This window comes from Rhodanobacter thiooxydans, assembly GCF_030291135.1.
In the GTDB taxonomy this organism is placed as follows: domain Bacteria; phylum Pseudomonadota; class Gammaproteobacteria; order Xanthomonadales; family Rhodanobacteraceae; genus Rhodanobacter; species Rhodanobacter thiooxydans_A.
Genome location: NZ_CP127409.1, coordinates 1,629,143 through 1,652,357, shown reverse-complemented (window position 1 = coordinate 1,652,357; position 23,215 = coordinate 1,629,143). Strand labels below are relative to the sequence as shown.

The window sequence follows — 23,215 nt, the reverse complement described above, 5'->3', positions numbered from 1 at the left end:
CGATCCCGCGCGAGCGGGATCGCGCCTGAATGCGCGGGGGTTCCGCAGCGACTGCCTGCAAGCACGCCGATGCCGGCGACGCGTCGCATACGATCCGCCTTCTTTTAGTCGGCCTGCAGCGCCATGCGCGAACCAGCGCCCGCCAGCTCGTGCATCCAGTCCACCGTGCTGTCGAGCACCCGGGCCACCTTGACGCCGCGTGCCGAGAAGATTTCCGCCAGCGCCTGGTAGTAGCCGAGCGTGCCGTCGCGGCCGCCGGTGAAGCGTTCAAACACGTGGGTGCCGGTTTCGGGGTCTTCGAGGTCCTGCACGATGGCACGGGCGTTATGCAGTTTGTCGCAGGCGGAAACCAGCAGGGTCGCGTCCGGTGCTTGGCGCAGGTGCGCGAGGTAGCCGAGCTTGCGTTCGATCCAGTCGCGGCGTTTGGCTTCGGGGTCGGTGTGGCTGGTCTTGCCTTCGGCGGTGCCGTCGGTGCAGTCCATGACGATGTTGGCGACGGCGTCGCCGAATTGCGCGCGTATCGCCACCTCGTGCGCAGCACCGCCGTCCTCGACGGCGTCGTGCAGCAGGCCGGCGATGGCCTGGTCCTCGTTGCCGCCGAACTCGATCACCAGGCTGGCCACGCCGAGCAGGTGGTAGAGGTACGGGATGTTCGAGCCCTTGCGCACCTGCGTGGCGTGGGCGATGCGGGCGTAGTCGACGGCGCGGCTGAAGCGCTCGGTAAGTGCGGTCATGGCGTTTCCCCTGGCTGGTTCCATCGCGCGATGGTGACAGCGGTGGGTCGCAGGGGGCGAGATCGGGGCTGGAGAGTAGAAGCTTTACCCCTCACCTGAAGGACTCCGTGCGGTCGCTGGCCTCACCCTGCACGCAGGGAGAGGAGCAGAGCATTCACGCGTCGACGTAACTGCGCGGTACGCGCTTCAGCCCGCACAGCAGCTGGTATGCGCTGCTTTCGCTGTGCCGCGCCAGTTCGCTGACCGGCACCTGCCTGCCCCACAGTTCGATGCGGCTGCCGAGGCCGGCGGCGGGGTGGTCGGTGAGGTCGACGGTGAGCATGTCCATCGACACGCGGCCGACCAGTTCGCCGGGGTGGCCGTCGATGGTGACCGGGGTGCCGTTGGGGGCGAACTGGGGGTAGCCGTCGGCGTAACCCATCGCGACGACGCCGATGCGGCTGGGGCGCTGGGTGACGAAGCGGGCGCCGTAGCCGATCGGTTCGCCTGCCGCCAATTCGCGCACGCCGATCACCTTCGACTCCACCATCATCACCGGGCGCAGGCGAGCGGCGACGGGGTGCGTGCCGGCGAACGGCGTGGCGCCGTACAGCATCAGGCCCGGCCGCGCCCACTCGCCCTGCGTCTCGGGCCAGCCGAGCAGCGCGGGGGAATTGCCGAGGCTGGTGGGCAGCTGCAGCTCGTCGCACACCTGGTGGAACAGCGCCTGCTGCTCGGTGGTGCGTTCGCAATCCAGCTCGTCGGCGCGGGCGAAGTGGGTCATCGCCACCACTTCGCGCACCTGCGGCATAGCCTGCAGGCGCTGCAGGCTGGCGCGGTAGTCCGCGGCGGCCAGGCCAAGCCGGTGCATGCCCGAATCGAGCTTCAGCCAGATCGTGAACGGCCTGGTCGGGCGCGAGCGCTCGATCGCGTCGATCTGCCACCCGGCCTGCACCACGCACCACAGGTCGTGGGCGTCGATCAACGCCAGCTCGTCGACCTCGAAGAAGCCTTCCAGCAGCAGGATCGGGGCGCGGATGCCGGCCTCGCGCAGTTCCAGTGCCTCCTCGATGCAGGCGACGCCGAAACCGTCGGCCTCGGCCTCCAGCGCCTGCGCACAGCGCACGGCGCCGTGACCATAAGCGTCGGCCTTGACCACGGCCAGCGCTTTGCGCCCGCCCAGCTCGCGCGCCAGGCGGTAGTTGTGGCGCAAGGCGGCCAGGTCGATCAGGGCACGTGCCGGACGCATCAGGCAGGGACTCCCGCGGAGGGGCGGCTACTGTAGCGCGAGATGTCCAGGCCCTCGCTGCTGATCTGCGGCTTGCGCCCCGCGATCAGATCGGCCAGGTAACGGCCGGAACCGCAGGCCATGGTCCAGCCCAGGGTGCCGTGGCCGGTGTTGAGGTAGAGGTTGTCCAGCCGGGTGGCGCCGACCACCGGCGTGCCGTCGGGAGTGGCCGGGCGCAGGCCGGTCCAGAACGTGGACTGGCTCAGGTCGCCGCCGTGCGGGTACAGGTCGCCGACCACTTTTTCCAGGGTGGCGCGGCGGCGCGGCGACAGCGACAGGTCGAAACCGGATACCTCGGCCATGCCGCCGACGCGGATGCGCTGGTCGAAGCGGGTCACCGCCACCTTGTAGGTTTCATCGAGGATGGTCGAAGTGGGCGCCATCGCTGGATCGGTGATCGGCAGGGTCAGCGAGTAACCCTTCAGCGGGTACACCGGCAGGCGGATGCCCAGCGGCGCCAGCAGTTGCGGCGTATAGCTGCCCAGCGCCAGCACGTAGCGGTCGGCGCGTTCGAGCTTGCCGTCGATGCGCACGCCAGTGAGGCGGCCGCCGTCGTGTTCGAGCTTTTCCACGGTGGCGCCGAAGCGGAACTCGACGCCGGCTGCCTGCGCCCGCTCGGCGAGCAGACGGGTGAACAGCTCGCAGTCGCCGGTCTGGTCGTTCGGCAGGCGCAGTGCGCCGCTGAGCTGGTCGACCACCCCGGCCAGCGCCGGCTCCACTCGCACGATGCCGGCGCGGTCGAGCAGTTCGTACGGCACGCCGTACTGCTTGAGCACGGCGATGTCCTTGGCCGCGTCGTCCAACTGCGCCTGGGTGCGGAACAGCTGCACGGTGCCGAGCTGGCGGCCCTCGTAGTCGAGCCCGGTCTCGGCGCGCAGTTCATCCATGCAGTCGCGGCTGTATTCGGACAGGCGCACCATGCGCGCCTTGTTGATGGCGTAGCGGCTCGCGGTGCAGTTGCGCAGCATCTGCAGCAGCCACAGGTATTGCTGCGGGTCGAGGCCGGGGCGGATCGCCAGCGGCGCGTGGCGCATGAACAGCCACTTCAAGGCCTTCAGCGGCACGCCGGGGGCAGCCCATGGTGAGGCGTAGCCGGGCGAGATCTGGCCGGCGTTGGCGAAACTGGTTTCGCGCGCCGGCGCGCTTTCGCGGTCGACCACAGTCACCTCGAAACCGGCGCGCGCCAGGTACCACGCGCTGCACGTTCCGATCACGCCACTACCCAGAATCAGTACCCGCATTACGTTCCCCCTTCCGACGATGGCCTGCGGGACGGCCGCAGGAGTGACAACCAGCGAGTATAGAAACGATCCATCAGACTTGTTTTCTGTCTTTTGCCATTATCGCAGTTAATATCACTGCCAAATTGGCAATCCATGGTGGACATATGGCAGCGAAGCGGCAGGAATTCGACAAAATCGACCGGAAAATCCTCCGCGTGCTGCAGGACGAGGGGCGCATCTCGTTCACCGAGCTGGGCGAGCGGGTCGGCCTGTCCACCACGCCGTGCACCGAGCGCGTGCGTCGGCTGGAGCGCGACGGCGTGATCACCGGCTACCACGCGCGACTCGACCCGCACCTGGTCGGCGCCGGCCTGCTGGTGTTCGTGGAGATCAGCCTGGCCTACAAGTCGGGCGACATCTTCGAGGAGTTCCGCAACGCCGCGCTGCGCCTGCCCAACGTGCTGGAGTGCCACCTCGTCTCGGGTGCGTTCGACTACCTGATCAAGGCGCGCATCTCGGGCATGGCCTCGTACCGCAAGCTGCTCGGCAATACCCTGCTCACCCTGCCAAACGTGCGCGATTCGAAAAGCTACATCGTGATGGAAGAGATCAAGGAAACGCTGAGCCTGCCGGTGGGCGAGCGTGGCGGGCGCAGCGAAGGCGACGCCGCGGGGTGAACCGTGCCGACGACGGAAACGAAAAAGCCCCGCATGGCGGGGCCTTTCGCGTGATGCGGTGGAGCGGTGGCGATCAGGCGAACGGATCGTCGAGGCTGATGGTGTCGTCGCGGTCGGCGCCGGTGGCGACCAGGGCCAGCTTGCAGCCGGACAGTTCCTCGACCGCGCGCAGGTAGGCGCGGGCGGCGGGCGGCAACTGGTTCCAGTCGCGGATTCCGGCGGTGGATTCCTGCCAGCCGGGGAATTCCAGGTAGACCGGCTTGCACTCGTCCCAGCCGTCCGCGTCGAGCGGCGCCAGTTCGCGGCGCTTGCCCCGGTATTCGTAGGCGATGCAGACCTTGACCGTGTCCAGGCCATCGAGCACGTCGAGCTTGGTGATGGCCAGACCGTTGATGCCGTTGATCTGGGTGGCGCGCTTCAGCGCGACCAGATCGATCCAGCCGCAGCGACGCGGGCGGCCGGTGCTGGCGCCGAATTCGTTGCCCTTCTTGCGCAGCAGCTCGCCCATCTCGTCGTGCAGCTCGGTCGGGAACGGGCCGCTGCCGACGCGGGTGGCGTAGGCCTTGCAGATGCCCAGCACATAGTCGATGTCGCCCACGCCCACGCCGGTACCGGCAAGCGCGCCGCCGATGGTGGTGTTGGACGAGGTGACGTACGGATAGGTGCCGTGGTCGATGTCGAGCAGCGCGCCCTGCGCACCTTCGTACAGGATGTTGCCGCCTTCCTTGCGCACGTCGTGCAGGATGGTGGCGACGTCGTCGACCAGCGGGCGGATGTACTCGCCCCAGGCCAGCGCGTCCTTCAGCACGGCGTCGTAATCGACCGGCTCGGCCTTCAGCCACTGGGTGAGGATGAAGTTGTGGTATTCGACGGCGGTCTTCAGCAGCGCCGGCAGCTCGTGCGGATACATCAGGTCGGCCACGCGGATGGAGCGACGGGCGACCTTGTCCTCGTAGGCTGGGCCGATGCCGCGGCCGGTGGTGCCGATGGCCTTGCCGCCGGCGGCGATCTCGCGCGCTTTGTCCACCGCGATGTGGTACGGCATGATCAGTGGCGTGGCCGGGCTGATCTTCACGCGCGAACGCACCTCGACGCCGTTCGCCTCGAGCTCGGCGATCTCGGTCATCAGCGCGGCCGGCGACAGCACCACGCCGTTGCCGATCAGGCACAGCGCATCATCGCGCAGGATGCCTGAGGGGATCAGGTGCAGCACGGTCTTCTTGCCCTTGATCACCAGCGTGTGGCCGGCGTTGTGGCCGCCCTGGAAGCGCGCCACCGCGCTGACCCGCTCGGTCAGCAGGTCGACGATCTTGCCCTTGCCCTCGTCGCCCCACTGCGCACCCAGAATGACTACTGACTTGCCCATGCTGCATTACTCCGAGATGTTCTCGATCAGGTTGGTGGCTTCCCGTCGACGGGAGCACACGTGAATCAATGGAAAAACTGCAACAGCATCAGCCCGGCCGCCATCGCACCGGCGCCGAACAGCCGCAAGGTGCGCGGCGGCAGTTTCAGCGCCTCGCGCACCATCGCCTGCCAGCCTTGCGGCGCCGCGAACAACAGCAGACCCTCGATCACCAGCATCAGGCACAACGCGACAGCCAGCTGGTGCATCGGGGCGACTCAGCGCTTCTGCGCGGGCTGGCCGAAGTAGCGCAGGAACTCGTCGTCGGGCTTCAGGATCAGCACGCCCTTGCCGTCCTCGAACGAGGTACGGTACGCGGCGAGGCTGCGATAGAACGTGAAGAACTCCGGGTCCTGGGTGTACGCCTGCGCGTAGATGGCGGCCGCTTCCGCGTCGCCCTCGCCCTTCACCTTGGCCGCGTCGCGCTGGGCGTCGGCGCGCAGCACCTGGCCCTGGCGATCGGCGTCGGCCTGGATCTTCTCGGCCGCTTCCTGGCCGGTGAAGCGCAGCTCGTTGGCCAGCTGCAGGCGCTCGGCGCGCATGCGCTTGTACACCGACTCGCTGACCTCGTTCGGCAGGTCGATGCGCTTGATGCGCACGTCGACCACGGCGATGCCGAGGTTCTTGCGCGCCGAGGCGTCGGTCTGCGCACGCACCCGTTCGGTGATGTCCTTGCGCCCGCCGGAGATCAGGTCGGGCAAGGTGCGCGCGTTGAACTCGAAGCGCAGCGCGTCCTTCACGATCGGGGTGAGCCGCTGCGCGGCCTGCAGCTGGTCGCCGCCGGTGGCGCGGTAGTACGCGGCGTTGTCGGCCACGCGCCACTTCACGTAGAAGTCGACGTTGACGCTCTTCTTCTCGGAGGTGAAGTAGCGCTCCGGCGGCGCGTCCAGCGACAGGATGCGCTTGTCGAAGTGCATCACCTGCTGGATCACCGGCAGCTTGAAGTGCAGGCCCGGCTGGTAGTCGGTACGCACGATGCGGCCGAACTGCAGCAGCAGCGCGCTGTGCCCTTCGCTGACCACGAACATGCTGTTCAGGCCAAGCAGGACGAGCAGGACCGCGATGATGATGGAACCGACCTTCATCATGGCTGCGTCCCCTTGCCGGCCGTGCTGCCGGTCGGCGGCGACACCACCGCACCGGTCGTGCCCGCGTCAGGCTGCGCCGCGGTCGGTGCGCCCTGCAGCGCCGGCAGGTTGATGATGTTGCGGCCGTTGGAGCCGTCGATCACCTTGGGGTTCTTCGCCATCACCTGTTCCATCGTTTCCAGCCACAGCCGCTTGCGGGTCACTTCCGGCGCGGCCTTGTACTGCTTCAGCAGCAGCTCGAAGCGGGCGGCGTCACCGGTGGCCCGGGCCACGCGCTCGGCCTTGTAGCCAGCGGCCTCGGCGGCGATGCGCGCGGCATCGCCGCGTGCTACCGGCACCACCTTGCTGGAATAGGCCAGGGCGGCGTTCTCGATGCTCTGCTTGTCCTCGCGGGCGTTGTTGACGTCATCGAACGCGTCCTTCACCTCGTTCGGCGGCGCCACGTTCTGGAAGCTGACCTCGGTGACGCGCAGGCCGGAGTCGTAGGTGTCCAGGGTTTTCTGCAGGGTTTCCTGCGCCTGGGTGACCAGGCTGGCGCCGGCGGCGGACAGGATCTGGTCCATGTCGCTGCTGCCGATCACCGAGCGCACCGCGGCTTCGGCGGCGGCGCCGATGGTCCCGTCCGGGTCGTTCAGCGAGAACAGGTACTTGCGCGAATCGTCCACCTGGTACTGCACGGTGAAGTCGATCGTGATGATGTTCTCGTCCTTGGTCAGCATCGCCACCTTGTCGGTGACCGAGCGGATGCGCGTGGCCTCGACCTTGGTGACCGACTCGATCGGCTGCGGCAGCTTCAGGTGGAAGCCCGGCGGCAAGGTGCGCGAGTACTCGCCGAAGCGCAGCACCACGCCGGCCTGGCGCGCGCCGATGATGGTGTAGCTGCTGAACAGCAGGCCGACGACGAGCACCACCACCACGCCGGTGAGCAGGCTGCCGGGCCCCTGCCCCAGTTTGCCCAGGCGCTTCCTGGCGTTGTTGAGCAGGTCGTCCAGCGGCGACTTGCCACCCTGGCGATTCCTGTTCCACGGATCACGTTGCCCGTTGTTGCCGGGTTCATTCCATGCCACGAGTCAGTCTCCTAGGGGCCGTCGGGAGGCCGGCAACCACGGCCGGAACACGCGCTGCACCGGGTTACACATGAGATTCAGCCAAAGCTGTCGGAGTACCGCGCCGGCCACCTTTCGGGACCGCGCAAACAGCGGGGATTCTAGCAGAGCGCGGCTCGCGCCGCGCGTGGTGCGCTGGCGTCATTCCGCCACGGCCAGCAACTGGCGCAGCAGCCGGGTCTCGGTGGGATCGCCGCCGCTGAGCGGGGCGATCACGCTGCGCGGCGCATCGATGCGCAGCTGCCAGCCGTGCTCGTCCACCGTCTCGCCGGTGATCGCACCGGCCGCCTTCAGCCGCGCATGCAGGCGCCCGGCCGACAGCGGCAGCTGCAACGCCGACTGCACGCGTTCGCCGCCGAGCAACTCACCCAGCGCCTGGCGCAACAGGTCCAGCCCGGCGCCGGTGGCGGCGGACAACCAGACCCGCACCGGCTTGCCGGTACCGTCACGCTCGAGCCGCGGCTCGGCGCCGGCCAGGTCGATCTTGTTCATCACATGCAACTGCGGTACGTCGCCGGCGTCGATCTCCTCCAGCACGTTGTCGACCACGCGGTGCAGGCGCTCGCGCTCCTCGTCGGCGGCGTCGCTGACGTGCAGCAGCAGGTCGGCGTCGCGCGCCTCGGCCAGGGTGGCGCGGAACGCGGCGACCAGGTCGTGCGGCAGCTCGCGGATGAAGCCGACGGTATCGGCCAGCACCGCCGGGCCGCAGCTGAGGTCCTCCAGCTTGCGCACGGTGGGATCCAGCGTGGCGAACAACTGGTCGGCGGCGTAGACGTCGCCGGTGGTCAGCGCATTGAACAGGGTCGACTTGCCGGCGTTGGTGTAACCGACCAGGGCGACGCGCGGCACCGTGTTGCGCAGCCGCGCGCGGCGTTGCTGGCCGCGCTGGGTCTGCACCTTTTCCAGCCGTTTGGTGAGCATCTTGACCCGCTCGCCGAGCAGGCGGCGGTCGGTTTCCAGCTGGGTTTCGCCGGGACCGCGGTTGCCGATGGCGCCGCCGCGCTGGGCATCCAGATGGGTCCAGCCGCGTACCAGCCGGGTGGCCAGATGCTTCAACTGGGCCAGCTCCACCTCCAGCTTGCCTTCGTGCGAACGGGCGCGCTGGGCGAAGATGTCCAGGATCAGGCCGGCACGATCGACCACGCGGATACCCAGGTGTTTTTCCAGGTTGCGTTCCTGCACCGGGGTCAGCAGGTGGTCGACCAGCACCAGGTCCGCCTCCAGTGCGCGCGCCGCCTCGGCCACTTCATTCGCCTTGCCACTGCCGATGTAATAGCGCGGGTTGGGATCTTCGACGCGCGCGCTGATCACGCCCAGCACCTCGGCCCCGGCGGATTTCACCAGTTCGGCGAATTCCGCCGCGCGCCGCACCGCGTCGCCTTCGCCGCGGGAATGCGGCAGGACCAGGACGGCGCGATCGCCTTTCTTTTGTCTATCGAACACTAGTGGGTGTGATCCTTCAGGAGCAGACCCACTTCATGCGGGCGGGCCGCCCCTCTATCAAGCGTCCGCGTCGGCGGACGTGGCCGGCGCGTCGGACGGATGGTCGTGGCCGTCATGGCCGTCGTGACCATTGCCGATACGTACGTTGCGGCTCGGCACCACGGTGGAGATGGCGTGCTTGTAGACCATCTGGCTCACCTGGTTGCGCAACAACACCACAAACTGGTCGAACGACTCGACCGTCCCCTGCAACTTGATGCCATTGACCAGATAGATGGCCACCGGCACGCGTTCGCGCCGCAACGCATTCAGAAACGGATCCTGCAACGACTGCCCCTTGGACATTTCTTGTTCTCCCCTTGCCACGGACAGACCGGAGAAAAAACGCCGATGGCGCCCCGGTCCAACATGACCGGGATGTTAACTGCTTTCAAATACTTGATGAAAGAAGATTTTTGCGCGGCGCAAGTGCACTGGGTCACGCTGGCGGCGCTGACCCGCCCGGCCCACCCAGAAACAGCTGTACGGCGGTGACGGCGCGGGCAGCCAGCCCAGGCTGGTCCGGGTCGAACAGGCGGGCGCCAAAGTCGCTGCGCAGCCAGGTGATCTGCCGCTTGGCCAGCTGGCGGGTGGCGTAGATGGCTCGGTCGCGGAATTCGGCCGGGTCGGTCAGGCCGTCCAGGTGTTCCCATGCCTGCCGGTAGCCGACCGCACGGATCGCCGGCAGGTCGGCATGCAGGTCGCCGCGGGCACGCAGCACGCGCACCTCGTCCAGGAAACCCTCCGCCAGCATCGCATCGAAACGCCGGGCGATGCGTTCGTGCAAAACCTGCCGGTCGACCGGCAGCAGTGCCAGCTTCAGCACGCGCCACGGGAAGCGCGCCGCCGCACCGCCACGCTGCAGTTCGGACAATGGCCGGCCGGTCAGTTCGATCACTTCCAGTGCGCGCTGCAGGCGCTGCACGTCGTTGCAGCCGATCCGGCTGGCGGCAGTCGGGTCGAGGCTGGCCAGCCGCGCATGCATGGCTGGCCAGCCCAGTTGCCGCGCCTCGGCGGCCAGTCGCGCGCGGGTCGCCGGGTCGGCTTCCGGCAAGTCGGACAGCCCCTGCTGCAACGCGCGGAAGTACAGCCCGGTGCCGCCGACCAGCAGCGGCACCCTGCCCTGTGCACTGATCCGCTGCATCACCGGCAGCGCATCAGCGCAAAAATCCGCCGCCGAATACGGCTGGGCCGGATCGCGGATATCGACCAGCGCATGCGGATGGCGCGCCAGCGTCGCCGGGTCGGGTTTCGCCGTGCCGATGTCCATGCCGCGGTAGACCAGCGCCGAATCGACGCTGACCAGATCCAGCGGAAACCGCTCGCTCAGCCCGCACGCCAGCGCGGTCTTGCCGGAGGCGGTGGGGCCCATCAGGAAGATGGCGAGGGGACGGGTGTCGATCGGCATCGCGCTAGTTTAGAGGCTGCCACAACGCAAGAGGCCCGCGTCGACGACGCGGGCCCCGGGACTTGCGCGAACGGACGGCTTACTTCGCCGGCACGCCCATTTCCTTCAGCAGGTTGTCGGCGTGGTCGAGGTGGTGCATCACCCACAGCATGTAGCGCACGTCGACCTGGATCGAACGGTTGAGCTGCGGGTTGAACAGCCAGTCGCCACTGACCGACTCCCAGTTGCCGTCGAACGCCAGGCCGACCAGCTGGCCGTTCGCGTCCATCGCCGGCGAGCCGGAGTTGCCGCCGGTGATGTCGAGGTCGGCGAGGAAGTTGACCGGCAGCGTGCCCAGCTTCGGCGAGGCATAACCGTCGAAGGCCTTCGCCTTGATCGCGGCCAGCTCGGCCTTGGGCGAGTTGAACGGCTCGATGCCAGTGTCCTTCTCAACGATGCCCTGCGCGGTGGTGAACGGCGCGTAGCTGACGCCGTCGCGCGGCGCCACGCCCTGCACGTTGCCGAAGGTGACGCGCAGCGAGCTGTTCGCATCAGGATAGACCGGTAGCTTCTGCGAGTCCTTCCAGGCGATCATCGCCTGCATGTAGCGTGGGCGCAGCTTGCTCAGCTCGCCGTCGCGGGCGTCGGCCTGGTCTTCCAGCGTCTTCAGCTGCGGCTGCACCGCACGGGCCAGCTTGAGCATGCTGTCCTGACTGGCGTCTATCGCCTTGCTGTCGGCGCCGAACCACTTCATGCGCTCGTCGACGTTGCCGAGTTTGCTGCCGGCATACAGCGAGGCAACCTTCGCCTTGATCGCGGCCTCGGTGTTCGCGCCACCCAACCATGCATCCAATGCGGGCAGGCGCTGCGCCTGCGGCAAGGCCACGTAGCGCTTGAGGCCATAGACCATGAACTGCTGGTCGACGCCCGGGTCGTAGCGGCGATCCATCTGCTTCAGGCCGCCTTCGATGCGCACCCAGTCGCGCTGCTGGTAGCCGGCATCGCGGTCGAGGTCGGCCTTGGGCCGTTCCTTGGCCAGGTGAGTCAGGCGGACCGCGGTGCTGAACAGCTGGGCGCGGCTGACCAGACTGATGGCCAGGTTGCGCTCGCGGTTGGCCTGGTCGGCGGCGATCTGCTGGCGCAGCTTGCCGATGTCGGCGGCCAGGGCGGCGTTTTCTGCCCCGCCCTGCTGCTTCAGCCAGCCCTCGAGTGCCGCTTCCTGTTCCCGCTTCACCGTGACCGCATCGGCGCGATGCAGGCCTTCGAGCTGGCCGCCGAAGTTCTTCAGGTAGTTGTTGAGGCCGGCGACCATGCTGGCGTACTTCACTGCCACCTTGGGGTCGGCCTTGCCGGCGGTGTTGATGATGTTGAGCGTGTCCTCGTACACCTTGATCTGGGTCGGATAGACCCAGTCGATCGAGCTCTGCACCTCGTCGGCGAGGCGGTAGCGGTTGGTGCGGCCCGGGTAGCCCACCACCATCACGTAGTCGCCCTGCTCCACGCCGTGCGGATTCACCTTGAGCACGTGCTTCGGCTGGTACGGCACGTTGTCCTTGGAGAACGCCGCGGACTTGCCGTCCTTCGAGACGTAGGCTCGCAGGTAACCGAAGTCGCCGGTGTGGCGCGGCCACATCCAGTTGTCGATGTCGCCGCCGAACTTGCCAATCGATTCCGGCGGTGCGTAGACCAGGCGCACGTCCTTGATCTCCAGCTGCCTGATCAGCTGGTAGCTGTAGCCGCCGTGGAAGGTGTAGACGTCGCAGCGGTAGCCTTCGCTCTCGCAGGCCTTGACCTGCTCCTTGATCGCCAGTTCGATCGCCTTGTAGCGCTCGGCGCCGCTCATGTCATTGGTGAGTTTCGCGGTGATCGCCTTGGTGACGTCGCGGATTTCCTCGGTGACGAAGATGCGCGAGGACGGGCCGGCGGAGAGTTCATCCGCCTGGGTCTTCGCCAGGAAGCCCTGCTCGATCAGGTTGTTCTCCGGCGTGGAGTTCAGCTGCAGCGCGCCGTAGACGCAGTGGTGGTTGCTCACCACCAGGCCCTCCGGCGAGACGAACGAGGCGGTGCAGCCGCCCAGGCTCACGATCGCGCCCATCGGATAGGCGGTGAGGTCGGTCAGCGTCTTCGGATCCAGCTTCAGGCCATGCTGTTGCAACGTGGCGGCGATGCCCGGCAACTGGGCGGGCTGCCACATGCCTTCGACGGCGTGGGCGGACGAGATGAGGCCGATGGATACGGCGGCAGCGAGCAATAGACGACGCACGGAAATCTCCTGATGAAAATCTGCCCGCGAAAGCGGGCAAAAGGGTGACGCAATAACTTACGACTTATGCCCGACCCGGACGGCCGTGGCATATGCCGCAAGTCATGCCTGCGACATTCAGCGCGCCGGCACGCCCAATTCCTTCAGCAGCTGCGGCGCCGGGTAGACCTTGTCCATCAACCAGCGCATGTAGCGCATGTCGACGTGGATCGCACGCTTGTAGCGCGGGTCGAACATCCAGCTGGCACTGACCGCCTCCCAGTTGCTGTCGAAGTTGAGTCCGACCAGTTCGCCCTTCGCGTTCAACACCGGTGAGCCGGAGTTGCCGCCGGTGGTGTCGAGGTTGCTGAGGAAGTTCACCGGCATGACGCCCGACTTCGGGTCCAGGTAGCCGGCGTAGTCCGCTTTGGCGATCGCGTCGAGCAGCGGCTTGGGTGCATCGAACGGCGCCACGCCGGTGTTCTTCTCGACGATACCGGCGGTGCTGGTCAGCGGTTCGTAGCCCACCGCGTCACGCGCCTTCAGCGGGGTGACCTTGCCGTAGCTCACGCGCAGGGTGGAGTTCGCATCCGGATAGACCGCGCGGCCCTGCTGTTCGCGATAGGCGATCAGCGCCTGCATGTAGGCCGGACGCAGGCGCAGCAGCTCGCCCTCACGCGCCTTGCGCTCGTCGTCGATGTGCAGCAGCGCCGGCTGCAGTTTCGCAGCCAGTTGCAGCAGGCTGTCGTCAGTCGCGGCCAGCATTGTCGCATTGGCATCCATCCAGCGCAGGCGCTGCGCTTCGTCGCCGAGTTTGGTGGTGGCGTAGACGCGATCCAGCGTGGTCGCCAGCTCGGCAGGAGTACGACCGAACGCGGTATCGAACTCGGCCACGTGCTGCGCAGCAGGCAGTTGCTGATAGCGGATCAGCAGCGCCGTCAGCAGGCGCTTCTCGACGGTCGGATCGTAGCGGCGCTGGACCTGGCGCAGGCCGCCGGCAATCAGTTCCTCGTCACGCTGCTGGTAGCCGTTCTCGCGCTCGGCATCGGGCTTGCCGCGCTCGTGCGCCAGCCGTTGCAGGCGCAGCGCCGAGCGCATCAGCTGGGTCTGCGACTGGAGCAGGCCGAGCAGAAGGTCGCGCTCGCGGGTGGCGTTGCCGTCGGCGATCGCCGCCATCGCGGCGTCGATCTGCGGGCGCAGCGCCTTCGCCGTGCCCTGCTTGTCCAGCCAGGCCAGCATCGCCGCTTCGTCCTGCTGCCGCACGGCGACCGCATCGCTGCGCTGCAGGCCTTCCAGCTCGCCGCTGTAGCGCTTGATGCCGTTCTTCAGCGACTGCAGTTGCGAGGCGTAGCGGATCTTCGCCTGCGCGTCCGCCGCGCCGGCGTCTTCGATCACCGTCTGCAGCTGCTTCATCGCCGCCACCGACGCAGGCAGGCGCCACTGCACCTGGTCGGCGAACTCGGCGGCGCTGCGGTGGCGGTAGGTGGTACCGGGGTAACCGGCCAGCATCACGTAGTCGCCAGCGTTGACGCCTTCGCGGGCGATCTGCAGGTGCGCGGGCGGCGTGTAGGGCTTGTTGTCCTTCGCATAATCCGCCGGCTTGCCATCCGGCCCGACGTAGGCGCGCAGCACGGTGAAATCGCCGCTGTGGCGCGGCCACATGAAGTTGTCCACTTCGTCGCCGTAGTTGCCGATCGCGCGCGGCGGCGTGTAGACCAGCCGCAGGTCGCGCAGCTCCAGCTGCTTCACCAGATAGAAGTCGCGGCCGTAGAACATGTTGGCGACGCTGCAACGCATGCCGGCCTCGCGTTCGCATGCGGCGACCAGCGCCTTGCTCGCCGCATCCACCGCGTCGTAGTAGGCGCGACCGGTCTTGCCGCGGGCGTTGGCCAGCACCTGCTCGGTAACCTGGTCGAAGCCGACCGTGACGCGCAGGCGGAAGTCCGGGTTGGCTGGCAGCTCCTCGCCGCGGCTGGCCGCCACGTAGCCCTCTTCGATCAGGTTGCGTTGCGCATTGCTGTTGTACTGGATCACGCCGAACGCAACGTGGTGGTTGGTCAGCACCAGGCCCTGGTCGCTGACGAAGGCGCCGGTGGCGCCGCCGACCTTGACCACCGCGCTGAGCGGCGGCCGGGTCAGGTCGGCCAGCGCGGCGGGGTCGCCCCGATAGCCGGCGGCCTTCAGCTGCTGGCCGATCGACGGCAGTTGCGACGGCATCCACATGCCCTCGTCCGCCTGCGCCAGCGGACTCAGCGACATCGCCACCGCGGTGGACCACAACATCCTCTTCAATCGCATCGAACCGGCCTCGTGAGCAATCGCATAAACTTGCGACCATAGTTTGCCGCGCAGCTCCCGGCAAGATGCCGGCCCGAAAGCCGCCGCCGGCGACCGCGCTCTATAATTGCCGTTTCCCCGCCCGCTCCGCGGGCCAACCGATGGATTCCCCATGCCGCAGACGATGAAAGCCCTGGTCAAGCGCAAGCCCGAACAGGGCATCTGGATGGAAGAAGTGCCGCTGCCGCAGGTCGGCCCGAACGAGGTGCTGATCAAGATCGAGAAGACCGCGATCTGCGGCACCGACCTGCACATCTACAAGTGGGACGAGTGGAGCCAGCGCACGATCAAGCCGGGCCTGACCATCGGCCACGAGTTCGTCGGGCGCATCGTGGAGATCGGCCCCGGCGTCACCGGCTACAAGGTCGGCGACCGCGTCTCGGCCGAGGGCCACATCGTCTGCGGACACTGCCGCAACTGCCGCGCGGGCCGCCAGCACCTGTGCCCGAACACGATCGGCATCGGCGTGAACCGCAACGGCGCGTTCGCCGAGTACATGGCCATGCCCGCTTCGAACCTGTGGCCGATCCCGGACCAGATCCCGTCCGAGCTGGCCGCGTTCTTCGACCCGTACGGCAACGCCGCGCACTGCGCTCTGGAATTCGACATGATCGGCGAGGACGTGCTGATCACCGGCGCCGGCCCCATCGGCATCATCGCCGCCGGCATCGCCAAGCACGTGGGCGCGCGCAACGTGGTGGTCACCGACGTCAACGACTATCGCCTGAAGCTGGCCGCCGACATGGGCGCCACCCGGGTGGTCAACGTGGCCAACCAGTCGCTCAAGGACGTGATGAAGGACCTGCACATGGAAGGCTTCGACGTGGGCCTGGAGATGAGCGGCAACCCGCGCGCGTTCAACGACATGCTCGACTGCATGTACCACGGCGGCAAGATCGCCCTGCTCGGCATCCAGCCCAAGGGCGCCGGCATCGACTGGGACAAGGTGATCTTCAAGGGCCTCACTCTGCAGGGCATCTACGGCCGGCGCATGTACGAGACCTGGTACAAGATGACCCAGATGGTGCTGACAGGCTTCCCGCTGCAGAAGGTGCTCACCCACCAGATCCACATCGACGACTTCCAGAAGGGCTTCGACCTGATGGACGCCGGCAAGTGCGGCAAGGTGGTCTGCTCCTGGAGCTGAACGAGGGAGGACGACAGTCGCCGTCTGTCATCGCCGGTTTCACGGCATCTGCGTAAACTTCCTGCGGCCGGTTGCTGCCGGCTGCAGGAAGTGCCCGGCGGGTGCCGCCGGCCCATGACGCCACCGGAAAGTCCGCATGAATGCCCTTCATCCCACGGCAGCCGCCCACCTGGCGGCGGCCCGCGACAAGGCCCGGCAGCTGTATCACTCACACCGCGCGCGCAAGTCCGCGCTGACCATCGCCATCGTGCTGGTGGTGTTCGGCCTGCTCGGCTTCTTCGCTGCACCACCGATCATCCGCAGCCAGATCGAGAAGCGCGCCAGCGCCGCCCTGTCGCGGCCGGTGACGCTGGGCGCGGCGCACTTCAATCCCTACACCCTGCGCCTGCAGCTGGACCGCCTGCACATCGCCGACCGCGACGGGCGCTCGCCGTTCGTGGACATCGACCAGGCGGTGATTAACGCTTCGTGGACCTCGCTGCTGCGCCGGGCGCCGGTACTGGACGAACTGCGCCTGCAGCACCCGCAGATCCGCATCGTGCGCAGCGCGGACGGGCGTTTCAACTTCAGCGACCTGCTGGAACGCTACGATTCGAAGCCCGCGGACCCGAAGGCGCCGCCGGCGCGTTTCTCGCTGTCCAACATCGCCGTGCACGCCGGCGACATCCAGTTCGACGACCAGCTGGGCAAGGCCAGCCACCACGTCGAGCAACTGGAACTGGGCATCCCGTTCATCGCCAACCTGCCCAGCGACACCGACGTGTTCGTGCAGCCGCTGCTGGCCATGAAGGTGGACGGCAGCCCGCTGCGCATCGACGGCCAGACCAGGCCGTTCACCGATACCCGCGAGGCGGTCGTGCATTTCCAGTTCGAGCAGCTGGACCTGCCGCGCTACCTGGCCTACGCCCCCACACCGTTGCCGCTGGCCATCACCAAGGGGCGGCTCGGCGGGAACCTGGACCTGCACTTCGTGCAGACCCGACCCACGCCGCAATTGCAGCTGACCGGCCACCTGCAACTGGACAACTTCGCGCTTGCCAGCAACCACGGCGAGCCCATCCTCGAAATCAGCCACGGCAGCGCCGAGCTGGCCGACGTGCAACCGCTGCTCTCGCGCTACCGGCTGGGCGCGCTGCAACTGGACCAGGCGCAGCTCCACTACACCCAGGGCGCAGGTGGCCACAGCAATTTCGACAGCCTGACAGCCGGCCCCGCACCGGCTGCGCCCGCCACCACGACGACACCGACCGACCTGCGCATCGCCTCGCTGGCACTGACCGGCAGCGCCATCCACTACACCGACGCCAGCCAGCACAGGCTGGACCTCACCGGTCTGCATGGCGCGCTGCAAGGCCTTAGCCTGCAGCCGGCGCCCGTCGGGCGAATGGACCTGACCGCCCAGCTGGGCGGCGGCATGTTGTCGGTCAAGGGCACGCTGGACCTGGCTGCCAGCCGGCTGTCGACCCATCTCGGCCTCCGCCAGGTGGATGTGGCCCCGCTGCAGGCGGCGGCGCCGATGGCCGCGCGAGTGACCCAGGGCAAGCTCGATGCCGACGGCCAGCTGCAGCTCGACTGGGGCAAGGCCGTCAACGTGCACCTCGCCGACGCGCATGCCTCGGTGAGCAACTTCGCACTCGCAGCGCCGTCCAGGGAACACGGCACCCCGCTGGCCTGGGGCAAGCTGCAGGCGGAGATCCGCCTGATCGACCTGGCCAGCCGCCAGGCGCAGCTGGGCACGGTCACCGCCAGCAAGCTCAACCTGCACCTGCAGCGCCAGCGCAACGGCACCCTCAGCCTGCTGGAACTGCTGGCACCACCAGGCAATCAGCGCAAGGCCGCAGCGGACCACAGCCCACCCTGGCGCTGGAGCATCGCCCACCTCGGCCTCGATGACGGTACACTCGACTTCACCGACCTGGCCGCCGGCGCCAGGCCCGTCAGCCTCCAGCTGAAATCGCTCAAGGGCAGCATCGACAACCTGGACGACAAACTGGACGCGGCGCGTCCGTTCAAGCTGGCTGGTGCCATCGACCGGGGTACGTTCGCTGCCTCCGGCAGACTGCGGCCCTCACCGCTGGGCGCCGACCTGCAACTGGAAACGAAGCAGCTGGACATCGCCCGCTTCGAGCCGTACATCAGCGTGCCGCTGAACGTCACCGTGGCCGGCGCCAGGCTCACCAGCAACGGCAAGCTGCACTACGATGGCCGCGGCAGCGTGCCGAAACTGCGCTACCGGGGCAACGTCGCACTCGAGCGCGTGCGCGTGCAGGACAAGCTCAGCGGCGACGATTTCCTGCGCTGGCGCACGCTCAGCGCCTCGAACCTCGATGCCGATGTCGGTCCGGGCACGCCGCGTGTACGCATCGGCGCGCTGACGCTGACCTCGTTCTACGCCCGCATGATCATCAACGCGGACGGCAAGCTGAACCTGTCCGACGTGGTCGCTTCGCCGGAAGCCGCACCGGTGTCGGTGACCCGCGCGGCCGGCACGCTGGCCACGCCGCCACCGAAGCCGGCAACGCCCGCACCGGCGGCGACCACCAGCACGTCGGTCGCGGCAGCCGCGACACCGGCGGCGCCCCCGGCCGACATCCATATCGGCGGCATCACCCTGGTCAACGGCCAGCTCAACTACACCGACAACTTCATCAAGCCCAACTACACCGCCAACCTCACCAAACTCACCGGCAGGATCGGCGCGTTCGGCACCACCCCGGGCGATCCACCGGCCGCGCTGTCAGTGCAGGCGGCACTGGACGACGATTCGCCGGTGGACATCGACGGCAGCATCAACCCGCTGCAGCCGGTGGCGTTCCTGGACATCAAGGGCAAGGCCAGCGAGGTGGAGCTCACCCGCCTCGCCGCCTACTCCACCAAGTACACCGGCTACCCGATCACCGCCGGCAAGCTCAACGTGGACGTCCACTACATGCTGGACCAGCGCAAGCTCAACGCGGACAACCACATCTTCATCACCCAGCTCACTTTCGGCGCACGCAACGAGAGTCCCGGCATCAGGCACCTGCCGGTGAAGCTGGCGGTGGCGCTGCTCAAGGACACCCAGGGCAACATCGACGTGAACGTGCCGGTGTCCGGCTCGCTGGACGATCCGCAGTTCAGCATGGGCGGCCTGATCTGGCGCGCCATCGGCAACCTGATCGCCAAGGCCGCCACCGCGCCGTTCCGCCTGCTGGCCGGCGCCTTCGGCGGCAGCCACGAGGATCTGGGCTACATCGAGTTCGCGCCGGGCTCGGTAGTGCTCGACGCCAAGGCGCAGGAACGCCTGGGCAAGATCGTGACCCTGCTGCAGCAGAAGCCATCGCTGAAGCTCGGCATCATCGGCCGGGTCGACCCGGGCAAGGACCAGGATGGCCTGCGCAAGGTCACGGTGGAGAACCTGGTGCGCCGCGAGAAGGTGCTGGACACCGAAGGCAAGGCCGCCGACACCTCGGATGCGGCACTGGCCGCGGTCAACGTCACCCCGGATGAATACGAAAAATACCTCAAGCGTGCCTACCGCCACGATGACCTCCAGGACAAGCCACGCAACTTCCTCGGCCTGAAGAAATCGCTCGAACCCGACGAGATGCGCAGCCTGATGGAGACCGGCGTGGCGGTCGACGCCAAGGCCATGCGCGCGCTGGCCGAGCGCCGCGCCGCAGCGGTGCAGGCGTGGCTGAAGGGCAAGCTGGACGCTGCACGCGTCGCGCTGCAGGAGCCGAAGCTCGACGCCCAGGGCATCGACGACAAGGGCAAGACCACGCGCGTGGATTTCGACCTGAAGCAGTAGCGCCGCGAATGCGATGCCCGAGCTTCCTTCCCAGCATCGCGCCAAGCGGTCAAAATAGAGCTTTGTCCACAGGCCGGAATTCCCCATGAGCTACTCAGCCAAGGCACGCTACGCCAGCGAACTCGACGCCATCCGCGAGCAGGGCCTGTTCAAGGCCGAGCGCATCATCACCTCGCCGCAGTCGGCCGAGATCGAGCTGGAAGGCGGCCGCAGGGTGCTGAACTTCTGCGCCAACAACTATCTGGGCCTGGCCGACCATCCCGCGGTGATCCAGGCCGCCAAGGATGCGCTGGATACGCACGGCTTCGGCATGGCCAGCGTGCGCTTCATCTGCGGCACGCAGGACCTGCACAAGCAGCTGGAAGCGAAGATTGCCGCGTTCTTCGGCACCGAGGACACCATCCTCTACGCTGCCTGCTTCGACGCCAACGGCGGTCTGTTCGAACCGCTGCTGGGCGAGGAAGACGCGGTGATCTCCGACGCGTTGAACCACGCCTCGATCATCGACGGCATCCGCCTGTGCAAGGCCAAGCGCTTCCGCTACGCCAACAGCGACATGGCCGACCTGGAGAAACAGCTGCAGGCAGCCGATGCGGCCGGCGCACGCACCAAGCTGATCAGCAGCGACGGTGCGTTCTCGATGGACGGCTTCATCGCCAAACTCGACCAGATCACCGCACTGGCGGCGAAATACGACGCGATGGTGCACATCGATGAGTGCCACTGCACCGGCTTCCTCGGCGACAGCGGCCGCGGCTCGGCCGAAGTCAACGGCGTGATGGACAAGATCGACATCTTCACCGGCACGCTGGGCAAGGCGCTCGGCGGTGCGCTCGGCGGGTTCACCACCGGCCGCAAGGAAGTGATCGAGCTGTTGCGTCAGCGTTCGCGCCCCTACCTGTTCTCCAACTCGCTGCCGCCGCACGTGGTCGCCGCCGCGATCAAGGTATTCGACATGCTGGCCAGCGCCGGCGACCTGCGCGACAAGCTCAAGGAAAACACGCGCTACTTCCGCGAGCGGATGACCGCCGCCGGCTTCGACATCAAGCCGGGCGTGCACCCGATCGTGCCGGTGATGATCTACGACGCGCCGAAGGCGCAGGCGATGGCTTCCGCCCTGCTGGAGGAAGGTATCTACGTCACCGGCTTCTTCTATCCCGTGGTGCCACAGGGCCAGGCGCGCATCCGCACGCAGATGAGCGCGGCGCATACCCGTGAGCATCTCGACCGGGCCATTGCCGCATTCACCAAGGTGGGCCGGAAGCTGGGCGTGATCGGCGACTGAAGGCACTCAGCCTTTGCGGGTGTCGAGCGCTTCCACTTCATACGCACTCAACTGTCGCCACTGCCCTTTCGCCAGTTCGCCCAGTGCAAGCGGTCCGATTGCCACCCGGATCAGCCGCAGCACGTCGAAACCCAGGGCCGCCAGCAACCGGCGGATATGCCGGTTGCGCCCCTCGTCCAGTACCACCTCAAGCCAGGCATTTTTCTCGCCCGCACGCAGCAGCATGGCGCGACGCGCCTTCAGCAGGTCGCCAGCATCATGGATACCCGTCAGCATCGCGGCCAGCACTGCGGCATCCGGCTGACCGGCTACCTGCACGTGATAGGTCTTCTCCAGATGCGTGGCCGGGTCGGTGATGCCGGCTGCCCAGACAGTGTCGTTGCTGAGCAGCAACAGGCCTTCGCTTGCTTTGTCCAGCCGCCCGACCGGCCCCAGCCACGGCAGGCCGGCGGCCGCCAGCGCGTCGTAGACGGTGGCGCGACCATGCTCGTCGGCGGCGCTGACCACGAGCCCGCGTGGTTTATTGAAGACCACATAGACACCTTCGGCCGGCTTCACCGGCCGGCCATCGACGGCGACCTGCTGCCGGTCGATCAAGGTCGGGTGATACGGATCGCGCACCACGCGCCCGTCCAGGCTGACGCGGCCGGCACGAACCCACTGCTCGGCCTGGCTGCGCGAGCAGGCGCCCAGCTTGGACAACACCCGGGCCAACCCGTGCCGCGGTGACTGCGCGGATACGACGGGGCGCGGGGGACGAGAACCAGGCGGGCGAGACATCACGCTAGCGTATCGGCCATGACCGCAGCACGACAAGGACACGCCACGGGCATCAGTGGCTGATGGGCGAAAAAAAACCCGGCCGAAGCCGGGTTTTTTTCATTGCCGTGTTGCTGCGGTGCGATTACTGCTGAACCTGCAGCTCCGTGCGACGGTTCTGCGCGCGACCGGCGTCGGTGGCGTTGTCACCGATCGGGTTGCTCTCGCCGTGGCCGATCGGGCCTTCCAGACGGCTGGCACTGATGCCATGGCTGGTCAGGTAGTTGTAGACGATCGAGGCGCGACGCTCGGACAGCGACTGGTTGTACGCGTCGGTGCCCTTCGAGTCGGTGTAACCGGCAACCGTCACCTTCACCTGCGGGTAACGCTGCAGGGTATCGATGGCCTGGTTCAGCACGGCGATCGAATCGGCGCTCGGCTCGGCCAGCGACTTCGAGATGTCGGTCTCGCCCTTCTTCGGGCGGTCGTACTTGAAGTTCACGCCGCGCAGGTCGATCACGACCTTCTGCGGGCAGCCGTCCGGACCGACGATCGTGCCGGCAGCCGTGCCCGGGCACTTGTCTTCGCAGTCGTTGACGCCATCGCCATCGCTGTCCTTCGTCGAGCAATCAGCCGGAGGCGGGGTAGCCGCAACCGGAGCCGGAGCGGCAGCCGGAGCGCCGAAGCGCGACACGATGCTGAAGCCCAGGAACCAGTCGCCATAACCGTCCTGCGCCGGCTGGGTCTTGTTGTCCCAGTCGTAACGGTAGCCGGCTTCGATGCGCACATCGGAGCTGTCGGTGACCGTCTTGGACAGGCCGCCGCCCAGCTCGGCCGCCGGCGACCAGCCGTGGTCGCCGTGCGACTGGTGGTTGCTGCCCATCACGCCGGCCAGCAGATACGGACGCCAGGCGTTCCAGTCACCTGCATAGAAACGCACCGCGGCACCGACAGTGTTATTGGACCACTTGCCACCTGCGTCAACTTTGCGCTTGGTACGATCCACGAACAGGTCGATCGATGCGTTCGACGAAATGAAACGACCCACGCCCAGGCCGTAATAGAACTGGCGGCTGTTGGTATTGCGATCGGTGTCGTTGTAATAACCACCCACGGTCGGCGCGATATACCAGCGACCGTCATAGGATGAGGCAGCCGACTCGGTGGTGGCGGGAGCAGCCGTGTCCTGCGCATGAACGGCACCTACGCCGCCCAGGGCCAGCGCAATCAGAAAATACAAGCCCTTACGTTTCATCAGGTGTCTCCTCATTTATTAGGTTTCGCGT

General features: G+C 67.3%; 18 protein-coding genes. 4 read left to right on the top strand and 14 right to left on the bottom strand.

The window, feature by feature from the left end; all coding sequences use genetic code 11:
• Nucleotides 1-104 precede the first annotated feature (104 nt).
• The 3 genes from QQA13_RS07395 to QQA13_RS07385 form a co-directional block, all read right to left on the bottom strand.
• On the bottom strand, nt 105-734 hold the full coding sequence (locus QQA13_RS07395; RefSeq protein WP_108472323.1) for an HD domain-containing protein: 630 nt from the start codon (nt 732-734) through the stop codon (nt 105-107).
• A gap of 154 nt (nt 735-888) precedes the next feature.
• Nucleotides 889-1,962 (bottom strand): alanine racemase, encoded by a 1,074-nt coding sequence (gene alr, locus QQA13_RS07390; protein WP_108472324.1) that lies wholly within the window; start codon nt 1,960-1,962, stop codon nt 889-891.
• The gene (locus QQA13_RS07385) at nt 1,962-3,242 is read right to left on the bottom strand and encodes a D-amino acid dehydrogenase (protein WP_108472325.1); all 1,281 of its coding nucleotides are present in this window, start codon (nt 3,240-3,242) and stop codon (nt 1,962-1,964) included. The genes alr and QQA13_RS07385 overlap by 1 nt, the downstream gene beginning before the upstream one ends.
• A 146-nt stretch (nt 3,243-3,388) precedes the next feature.
• Between QQA13_RS07385 and QQA13_RS07380 the strand changes: the two genes are divergently transcribed.
• Nucleotides 3,389-3,901, top strand: a complete 513-nt coding sequence (locus tag QQA13_RS07380) for a winged helix-turn-helix transcriptional regulator (protein WP_108472326.1) — start codon at nt 3,389-3,391, stop codon at nt 3,899-3,901.
• A 73-nt stretch (nt 3,902-3,974) separates the two neighbouring features.
• Here QQA13_RS07380 and QQA13_RS07375 read toward each other — a convergent pair whose 3' ends face one another.
• The 9 genes from QQA13_RS07375 to QQA13_RS07335 all read right to left on the bottom strand — a co-directional run bounded on the left by QQA13_RS07375 (nt 3,975) and on the right by QQA13_RS07335 (nt 14,909).
• On the bottom strand, nt 3,975-5,267 hold the full coding sequence (locus tag QQA13_RS07375; RefSeq protein WP_108472327.1) for an adenylosuccinate synthase: 1,293 nt from the start codon (nt 5,265-5,267) through the stop codon (nt 3,975-3,977).
• Nucleotides 5,268-5,332: 65 nt separating this feature from the next.
• Complete coding sequence (locus QQA13_RS07370; protein ID WP_108472328.1) at nt 5,333-5,515, bottom strand: DUF2065 domain-containing protein; 183 nt, start codon at nt 5,513-5,515, stop codon at nt 5,333-5,335.
• Between the two features lie 9 nt (nt 5,516-5,524).
• The gene (gene hflC, locus QQA13_RS07365) at nt 5,525-6,391 is read right to left on the bottom strand and encodes a protease modulator HflC (RefSeq protein ID WP_108472329.1); all 867 of its coding nucleotides are present in this window, start codon (nt 6,389-6,391) and stop codon (nt 5,525-5,527) included.
• A complete protein-coding gene (gene hflK, locus QQA13_RS07360; RefSeq protein ID WP_108472330.1) occupies nt 6,391-7,461 on the bottom strand; it encodes an FtsH protease activity modulator HflK in 1,071 nt (356 codons plus the stop codon). The genes hflC and hflK overlap by 1 nt, the downstream gene beginning before the upstream one ends.
• A 180-nt stretch (nt 7,462-7,641) precedes the next feature.
• The gene (hflX, locus tag QQA13_RS07355) at nt 7,642-8,943 is read right to left on the bottom strand and encodes a ribosome rescue GTPase HflX (protein ID WP_108472331.1); all 1,302 of its coding nucleotides are present in this window, start codon (nt 8,941-8,943) and stop codon (nt 7,642-7,644) included.
• A 57-nt stretch (nt 8,944-9,000) separates the two neighbouring features.
• Nucleotides 9,001-9,288, bottom strand: coding sequence for an RNA chaperone Hfq (gene hfq, locus QQA13_RS07350; RefSeq protein WP_108472332.1), 288 nt, complete (start codon nt 9,286-9,288; stop codon nt 9,001-9,003).
• 133 nt (nt 9,289-9,421) lie between these two features.
• Nucleotides 9,422-10,390, bottom strand: coding sequence for a tRNA (adenosine(37)-N6)-dimethylallyltransferase MiaA (miaA, locus tag QQA13_RS07345; protein ID WP_108472333.1), 969 nt, complete (start codon nt 10,388-10,390; stop codon nt 9,422-9,424).
• Between the two features lie 79 nt (nt 10,391-10,469).
• Nucleotides 10,470-12,632, bottom strand: a complete 2,163-nt coding sequence (locus QQA13_RS07340) for a S46 family peptidase (RefSeq protein WP_234411365.1) — start codon at nt 12,630-12,632, stop codon at nt 10,470-10,472.
• Nucleotides 12,633-12,749: 117 nt separating this feature from the next.
• Nucleotides 12,750-14,909: a S46 family peptidase gene (locus QQA13_RS07335; RefSeq protein ID WP_108472335.1), complete on the bottom strand. Its 2,160-nt coding sequence runs from the start codon at nt 14,907-14,909 to the stop codon at nt 12,750-12,752.
• 151 nt (nt 14,910-15,060) lie between these two features.
• Between QQA13_RS07335 and tdh the strand changes: the two genes are divergently transcribed.
• From tdh to kbl, 3 genes are all read left to right on the top strand, one after another.
• The gene (tdh, locus tag QQA13_RS07330; protein WP_199909855.1) at nt 15,061-16,095 is read left to right on the top strand and encodes an L-threonine 3-dehydrogenase; all 1,035 of its coding nucleotides are present in this window, start codon (nt 15,061-15,063) and stop codon (nt 16,093-16,095) included.
• Between the two features lie 136 nt (nt 16,096-16,231).
• Complete coding sequence (locus QQA13_RS07325; RefSeq protein WP_108472336.1) at nt 16,232-19,885, top strand: DUF748 domain-containing protein; 3,654 nt, start codon at nt 16,232-16,234, stop codon at nt 19,883-19,885.
• 85 nt (nt 19,886-19,970) lie between these two features.
• The gene (kbl, locus tag QQA13_RS07320; protein WP_108472337.1) at nt 19,971-21,170 is read left to right on the top strand and encodes a glycine C-acetyltransferase; all 1,200 of its coding nucleotides are present in this window, start codon (nt 19,971-19,973) and stop codon (nt 21,168-21,170) included.
• Nucleotides 21,171-21,176: 6 nt separating this feature from the next.
• Here the strand turns inward: kbl and QQA13_RS07315 are convergent, their stop codons facing one another.
• Both QQA13_RS07315 and QQA13_RS07310 read right to left on the bottom strand, forming a co-directional pair.
• The gene (locus QQA13_RS07315; protein ID WP_199909856.1) at nt 21,177-21,884 is read right to left on the bottom strand and encodes a pseudouridine synthase; all 708 of its coding nucleotides are present in this window, start codon (nt 21,882-21,884) and stop codon (nt 21,177-21,179) included.
• A gap of 190 nt (nt 21,885-22,074) precedes the next feature.
• Complete coding sequence (locus QQA13_RS07310) at nt 22,075-23,184, bottom strand: OmpA family protein (RefSeq protein WP_108472339.1); 1,110 nt, start codon at nt 23,182-23,184, stop codon at nt 22,075-22,077.
• Between the last annotated feature and the right edge of the window lie 31 nt (nt 23,185-23,215).